Below are 250 nucleotides of genomic sequence, written 5' to 3'. Positions count from 1 at the left end.
ACCACGAAGCCTGCAGGCGCTACGCCAATCAGTACCAGCATTACCAGACCAATACCTTTCTGCCCATCGTTAGCGCCATGAGAAAACGCCACACCGATAGCGGAGAGGATCAGCGCGATACGCGTCCAGAACGGCGGCTTTTTCTTACCGTCTTTCTTTTCACGCTCTGCTGGTGTCAGGTGAATACGTGCCCGCTTCTTGGTGCCGTTCCAGTAACGACGCAGCAAGAAGATCAGACCGCCAGCGAACA

The 250-nt window shown here is 55.2% G+C and carries 1 protein-coding gene; it reads right to left on the bottom strand.

The genetic code is table 11. The features are described 5' to 3' along the window. Positions 1 to 250: inorganic phosphate transporter (locus FDX22_RS22300; RefSeq protein ID WP_186805439.1), on the bottom strand; the 250-nt coding region annotated here is incomplete at both ends.

This window comes from Citrobacter sp. TBCS-14 (assembly GCF_005280805.1).
Classification (GTDB): domain Bacteria; phylum Pseudomonadota; class Gammaproteobacteria; order Enterobacterales; family Enterobacteriaceae; genus Citrobacter; species Citrobacter gillenii.
The sequence above is the reverse complement of the archived record's forward strand: the minus strand, read 5'-3'. Positions and strand labels throughout refer to the sequence as shown.